Here is a 6120-nt window from a genome sequence, read left to right as displayed (position 1 = left end):
TTGCTCCATAACTCCTATAGTTTCATAATTAATTCTTATATTTTCTTCTTTCATCTTTACCTCTCCTTCTATTTCTTAATATTTTTGAATTGCGAACTAAAAAATACCGCATATTCATTTGAATAGTACGGTATTTTTATTATTTTATATTTAATTTTGAGTTTGTAATAGATTAATATTATGACCTTATATTTACAAGTAATTTCTTTATTTCATCATTAGTTAGTATGGATTGTTCTTGCTCTTGTTTAATGACTTCAAACATTGCTTCTTCTTGATTTTTCACATGACTAAAAGATGCATCCTTTGCCAATATTACATTAAAATCTCTCTCATAGGCATCAACTGCTGTTCTCCCAACGCAACCATGAGTAAAAACTCCGCATAAAATCAGAGTGTCCACATTTTGTTCTCTTAACTTTTCTTCAAAGTTAGTTCTTATAAAGGTGCTTTGTCTTGTCTTTATAAGAACTTCTTGTGAATTATCAAATTTTATTTGAGGTAACAATTCTGCTTCTTTACTACCTTCAAGTAATGCAGCAATATTATGTTTCTTCATAACAATGTTCCAAGTAGACCTATCGCTTTTATGTATAGTTAAAACCTGATATATTGGAATTTCTTTTTCACTCGCAATATCTATAAGTTCATTGATTGATGAAATAAGTTTTGGCAACCTTACTCTTCTTTCTGCGCTTCTAAAAAACCAATTTTGCATATCAATTATTACTAATGCTGGTCTCAAATTAATCCCTCCTAATTTATACTTAAAATTATATTAATTATACAACATTTAATACTTTGCATATTATAGTTGTTGTACAATATAATACCATTATAAATTAATTATAACATATTTTTACAATACCGTACTATTCAATTTTCAAGGATCAAATTTTATTATTTAGTTCGCAATAATTTCAAATTATTCTCTATATAAATTTTCAACTATCATAATTAATTCATCTTTATCTAAATCTAATCTTTGGATATCTGAATTTAACCTTTTAATAAATAAATTAATTTCATTTTTTCTTCAGCTGATGGTGAATATATATCACAAAATTCTCCCCACATAACAACCTCCTATTTTTGAACTGCGAATTAGTTAAGTCTTAATTTCAATTCTTTTTCAATTAAATTTATCTTTTCTAAATGGCTATCAAGTTTACACTCCGTTTCCCATTTATACTGCTCTAACAAATCTTTTAATACATTAACTTCTAAGTCTTTAATATATTCTTTTAAATTTCTCATTACTATTTATCTCCTTAATAATTATTTCAATTAACTCTTTTCTCTCCACTCTTCCCATCTCTTAATATCAAATATAACTTTTTGTTTTATCTTATTAACTTGTGATTGACTCATATTCATTTCAATTGCTATTTGTTGCTCACTTTTTTTATCTTTATATTTAAGTTCTAATAATTTATGCCATTCTTCATTAATAAATTGTAAATTATATTCTAATATAGCATTATCTAATTCTATTTTATCTATTAATGCTAAAAACTCTTCTATTTCAACTTCCTTCTCAGCTTTTCTCTTTAGTTTTAAATCAGTTATTCTTATAACTTCTCTCTCTGCATAGCTTGTACCATCTGATGAACTTTGAACTCTCTCCTCAAAACTTGGACTACTACTTTCTATTTCTATGCTCACATCACAATCTTTAAGCTCTTGATCAATTTTTTCTATTTGCTTCTTTAATATCTCTATACGATAGTTTAAAGTTGCTATCTTCTTTTCTTTATTAAAGAAATTATAAAGTTTATCTTCTATAATCTTAAACTCTCTTTTCCCATTTTCCATAAGTTTTCCTCCTTATTTCTCAATGTAGTTTACAACATTCTTAATTATCATATTGATACTTCCATCACCATTTCTTTGTATTTCAAACTTTGATGCGTCTTTATATGCTTCTTGGTTAATATATAAATCTATATCCTTATCAATCTTTAATCTAACCCTTTTAAGTTTCTTTTCCACATACTTCTTATCTATTGTAAACTCTTCATCACAATTTCTGGCCATAAACATTCTATAGTCTTCTTTTTGTCCAGGCCCTAATAGATTTTCGGCTACTTCTTCAACATTTATATTATCTTCAGCTACTAACTTCTCTTTAATTTCTCTTCTTATCTTTTCAGCCTTTTCAGCATCTTCTATTAAGTTATTTCTTATCCAAGTTTCAGATGCTCTCATAAAGACTTTAGTATTATCCCTTTCATTTGTGACTATACAAGAATTTAAGAATGAGTTTGTCCAGTAATTAATTCCATATTCATCATCACTTTTTACATTCTTCATTTTATCTAAGATATATAAATCGCATTTTGCTTTTTCTCTTGTAGGTTTAACAAATGCTGCTTTCTGTATCTTTTGACTGCTTCCAGGTAAAGTTAAACCATGTTTTAATAATCCAACTGCTATTTTATTGTCAAAAATATCTATTTGATGAGTAAAAGTGTTAACATAATCCATCTTAAGTATCCCTATAAGTGGTCCTATATCTGTAATCAAAGATACTGTTATGAAATCACATGATGGTATATTGCAATTACATTTCATTATTGAAAATAACTGCTTAGATAATTCTTTAGATAACTCTATAAAATCTTTATCCATTCCATTTAAATAATCCTTAGTTATTTCTCTAACTATATTTCTTTCTGGATTAAATACTGCTGTTTTTAATTCTTCATCTTTTAAACATTTTTCTATATGCTTATATAAAAATTTATAAGTATCTTCCGTTAATTCTAAAGTAAATTCATTTAAAATTGGTTCAGCTCCATTATTATCTAATACATTAATTACTGCTTCTTGAATGTTTATATCGTTTATATATTCCATATTATCTAATACCTCTCTTTTTATCAGGACCTGAACTATTCGGATATACCGAACAGTCCAATTTGGTCCTTACTTCTAAAATTCTTTTTGCATGCTTTATTAGCCCTTGAATATATTCTTCCTGTTACTTTGCATCTTCCACTACAAGTTTTTCTTCCATTGCTACTTAATTGTTGAAAGTAAATACAAAAATAACATGTATCTTTATTAGTTAGTATTTTCCTTGATGTATCCATTAGAATGGCATATCTCCATCATCTACTGGTGTCATATCATCTGCAAAATTCATTCCATTAAACACATCATTTTCAGTATTATTGCTTGTACTATTAGTTCCATTGCTCTTAGATAAAAACTGCACTCCATTAAACATATCTGCTACTACTTCTGTTACATATCTTTTACTACCATCTTTTGCATCATATGACCTAGTTGAAATTCTACCACTTATAGCAATCTGATTTCCTTTAACCATATATTGAGCAGTATTTTCAGCTTGCTTCCCCCATATCACTACCGGAATAAAATCTGCGCCCTTTTCTCCACTCTTACTATTGTAATTATCAACTGCTAAAGTTAATGTTGTTACTGCTGTTCCATTTCCTGGAGTATATTTAAGCTCTGGATCTTTTGTAAGTCTCCCTATAATCACTACTTTATTCATTGTTCAATCTCTCCTCCATATATTTTTCTATCTCTTCTTTAGTTCCCTTGAACCATACTCTATTGTTTATAATTAGTTCATTTCCTCTTATGTTATATCTAGTTCCATCTTTCAACTGTCCTATAATACTTTTCTTAATCATCAATCTCTTCTATTCCTTTTTCAACTATTGGTGTATAAGGATTATTATTCATAACTTCCTCTCTAGTAACTGGTATCCATTCATAATTTGTTTCCATGTCTATTCCTCCCAAATCTCTTTTATTTCTATCGCTTGGTTTGATATATTTCCTAACCAAACCTTATCTTTAACATGAGCTCTATCTTTCCATTCGCCTTTACATCTTTCTTTTTCTTCAATGAAAGATTTAGCTTCTTCTTTTGTTTCGGCTTCAACAACATATAAATGTCTAACATTTAAATTAGCTTCAATTTGAAATATCTTCATCTATAAAACCTCTTTTAAGCATTTTCTAAGGATATCATTTTCTTTTTCTAGTGCATCATTTTTTAATTCAACTTCCCTTATCCATGCTTTTAATTCATTATTTTCACTAACTAACTTTTCATTTTTACCCTTTAATATTTCACTTTGAAAGTCAATAATTTCTCCACAATCATTACAAAATAAAACTTCACTATTAATTGTTTTACTCAATCTTTCATGAGAACATTTCATAAATTCTACCCTCCTTTTACTTATAAGGTCTATTCATACATTGACCTGCATCTTTACAGCTCCTGCAATTTCCGTTACATTTTTCCCAGCTAGTCATAAACTCTTTTTCATATTTAGAACCAACTACAATAGCCGATATAATTAAAATTACAATAGTTGCAGATGCTATAACTATTAAATTAATTACTATCCCCAACAATAACACCTTCTCTTAAAAGATTACCTTCTAAATCTCTTATCTCTTGTGTTTTCATGTTAATCTTTGCTTCTACTTTCTTCCCATTTACTTTAAAAGAACAGCTTGTCCAACTAACTTTCTCTTCTATTTCTCTGTTTATCTCCAATGCTTTAGTTGCATATTCTTCAAACTTCTTAATATCTCCATTTAAAAGCCTTACTATACTTTGCATGCAATATTTAGCACATTCTTTAGTGACACCTTTATTTTCTAGAGTATTATTAACCATAAAATTCATCTCCTCCAAAAATGCCCTATTTTGAAAATTTTATTCACATAACTCAACATTATGTAAAGTTTATCTTTTGTTCTTTTAGTTTTTATCTATTGTTTTACATCACAATTTTTTTGAATTGTGTAATAGATTATATCTCTATTCCTTGCTTTTCTGCTTCGCCTACAAGTCTATCTATAACTCTTTGGTAAACAAGCATTATAGAAAAATACTCTTCCTTAGTCATTGCTTTACCTAAATTTCTTGTAGCTTCAATTAAGTTTCTTTGCTCCATAACTCCTATAGTTTCATAATTAACTTTTATATTTTCTTCTTTCATATTTACCTCTCCTTCTATTTCTTAATATATTTGAATTACGAACTAAACAATATCTCTATTTTCTCTTATCTTTATATAATTCTCTTGATAATTACCTTTTCCCCACATTATATCCCTATATAAATCAACTGTTGCTACATGAACACACCAATCGCACCAAATTGCATATTGTTTAGGGTATCTTGATAAGTATTCTCTTGCTTTTTGAATAAACATTTCTTGTGCATAGCCTATTTCATTATGAGAATATTCATCCTCTAACTCATCATATGATATGAAATTATTACACTTAGTTTTATCAAAGGTATTATTTTCAATCATACCTTTTAAGTCTTCTATTTTTTCATAAATGTATTCTTCATCCCAAAACATAATATCCCTCCTTCAATTTTAACGAACAATATTTTTGAATTGTTCATTATATTAACTCTGGATTTTCATATATATTACCTATAATCTCAACATTTATATCTATCCATCTATAACAACTATATGCACCATCAGTAATATAAAAGCTTGCGTTATTAAATTTAACTACACCAATATGTGGTGGAATATCAGTATTATAATTATCTGTAAATTGGACTATATCACCTTCATAAATCTCTCTTTTGTTCCTATCTTTTAAACCAGTATACTGACCTACAGACTCTTCTACAACTTGATAATCTCCGTATGATGTTAATATATGAACTGAGCTTGTTCCATCAGTATATTTAATTTTAGTTACTCCATATCCATTTTCAATCCATTGGCTATCAATTAAACTTTCTACTGCATATGCTCTAAATTTAATTTCTCTCATTTTTCTCCTCCTTATTTAATGAACAATAATTTCAAATTGTTATTTAAAAAATTACAACTTTGCCTTTACTTCTTTTATTATTAATCATTAATAATGTATACCCTATAATGTCCTTAAGCGTGTCCTCAACGCTTTCATCAATTTCTGGAGCATCTTTCTTGCTTAAACTCTTTAATCTACTTAACTTGTCCTCTATTCTTAAGAAATAAGCCGTATCTCCATATTCCTCTAATGTTTTATCAAAACTGTTTCCATAATCTCTATTCTTCTTTTCTACTAATTCTGCTACTTCTATAGCTATTTCCTTAATGCTCATTATTT

Annotated in this window: 15 protein-coding genes; all 15 read right to left on the bottom strand. The window is 27.7% G+C overall.

Annotated features, from left to right (window positions below; translation table 11 throughout):
* Window positions 1-178: 178 nt before the first annotated feature.
* Window positions 179-745 (bottom strand): cysteine hydrolase family protein, encoded by a 567-nt coding sequence (locus HMPREF0216_RS13020; RefSeq protein WP_005215056.1) that lies wholly within the window; start codon window positions 743-745, stop codon window positions 179-181.
* Between the two features lie 359 nt (window positions 746-1104).
* Window positions 1105-1257, bottom strand: a complete 153-nt coding sequence (locus HMPREF0216_RS17190; RefSeq protein ID WP_005215054.1) for a hypothetical protein — start codon at window positions 1255-1257, stop codon at window positions 1105-1107.
* Window positions 1258-1287: 30 nt separating this feature from the next.
* Window positions 1288-1815, bottom strand: coding sequence for a hypothetical protein (locus tag HMPREF0216_RS13015; protein WP_005215052.1), 528 nt, complete (start codon window positions 1813-1815; stop codon window positions 1288-1290).
* A gap of 12 nt (window positions 1816-1827) precedes the next feature.
* The gene (locus tag HMPREF0216_RS13010; RefSeq protein WP_005215050.1) at window positions 1828-2859 is read right to left on the bottom strand and encodes a nucleoid-associated protein; all 1032 of its coding nucleotides are present in this window, start codon (window positions 2857-2859) and stop codon (window positions 1828-1830) included.
* A 35-nt stretch (window positions 2860-2894) separates the two neighbouring features.
* A complete protein-coding gene (locus tag HMPREF0216_RS13005; RefSeq protein ID WP_005215048.1) occupies window positions 2895-3095 on the bottom strand; it encodes a hypothetical protein in 201 nt (66 codons plus the stop codon).
* Entirely contained in the window at window positions 3095-3523 is a 429-nt protein-coding gene (locus tag HMPREF0216_RS13000; protein ID WP_005215046.1) for a single-stranded DNA-binding protein, read from the bottom strand. The genes HMPREF0216_RS13005 and HMPREF0216_RS13000 overlap by 1 nt, the downstream gene beginning before the upstream one ends.
* Complete coding sequence (locus tag HMPREF0216_RS17185) at window positions 3516-3665, bottom strand: hypothetical protein (protein ID WP_005215044.1); 150 nt, start codon at window positions 3663-3665, stop codon at window positions 3516-3518. Before HMPREF0216_RS17185 ends, HMPREF0216_RS13000 begins: the two co-directional genes overlap by 8 nt.
* Before the next feature lie 99 nt (window positions 3666-3764).
* On the bottom strand, window positions 3765-3971 hold the full coding sequence (locus HMPREF0216_RS12995) for a hypothetical protein (protein WP_005215041.1): 207 nt from the start codon (window positions 3969-3971) through the stop codon (window positions 3765-3767).
* The gene (locus HMPREF0216_RS12990) at window positions 3972-4202 is read right to left on the bottom strand and encodes a hypothetical protein (RefSeq protein ID WP_005215039.1); all 231 of its coding nucleotides are present in this window, start codon (window positions 4200-4202) and stop codon (window positions 3972-3974) included. It lies immediately after the preceding gene.
* 16 nt (window positions 4203-4218) lie between these two features.
* A complete protein-coding gene (locus HMPREF0216_RS12985; protein WP_005215037.1) occupies window positions 4219-4398 on the bottom strand; it encodes a hypothetical protein in 180 nt (59 codons plus the stop codon).
* Complete coding sequence (locus HMPREF0216_RS12980) at window positions 4382-4669, bottom strand: hypothetical protein (RefSeq protein WP_005215035.1); 288 nt, start codon at window positions 4667-4669, stop codon at window positions 4382-4384. Before HMPREF0216_RS12980 ends, HMPREF0216_RS12985 begins: the two co-directional genes overlap by 17 nt.
* Window positions 4670-4805: 136 nt before the next feature.
* Window positions 4806-4994 (bottom strand): hypothetical protein, encoded by a 189-nt coding sequence (locus tag HMPREF0216_RS12975; RefSeq protein WP_005215034.1) that lies wholly within the window; start codon window positions 4992-4994, stop codon window positions 4806-4808.
* Window positions 4995-5036: 42 nt separating this feature from the next.
* On the bottom strand, window positions 5037-5366 hold the full coding sequence (locus HMPREF0216_RS12970; RefSeq protein ID WP_005215032.1) for a hypothetical protein: 330 nt from the start codon (window positions 5364-5366) through the stop codon (window positions 5037-5039).
* 46 nt (window positions 5367-5412) lie between these two features.
* Window positions 5413-5799, bottom strand: coding sequence for a YopX family protein (locus tag HMPREF0216_RS16485; RefSeq protein ID WP_005215030.1), 387 nt, complete (start codon window positions 5797-5799; stop codon window positions 5413-5415).
* 43 nt (window positions 5800-5842) lie between these two features.
* Window positions 5843-6115, bottom strand: coding sequence for a nucleotide modification associated domain-containing protein (locus HMPREF0216_RS12960; RefSeq protein ID WP_005215029.1), 273 nt, complete (start codon window positions 6113-6115; stop codon window positions 5843-5845).
* Window positions 6116-6120 lie beyond the last annotated feature (5 nt).

Source organism: Clostridium celatum DSM 1785, assembly GCF_000320405.1.
GTDB classification, from domain to species: Bacteria; Bacillota; Clostridia; order Clostridiales; family Clostridiaceae; genus Clostridium; species Clostridium celatum.
This window is presented reverse-complemented; position numbering and strand designations above follow the sequence as displayed.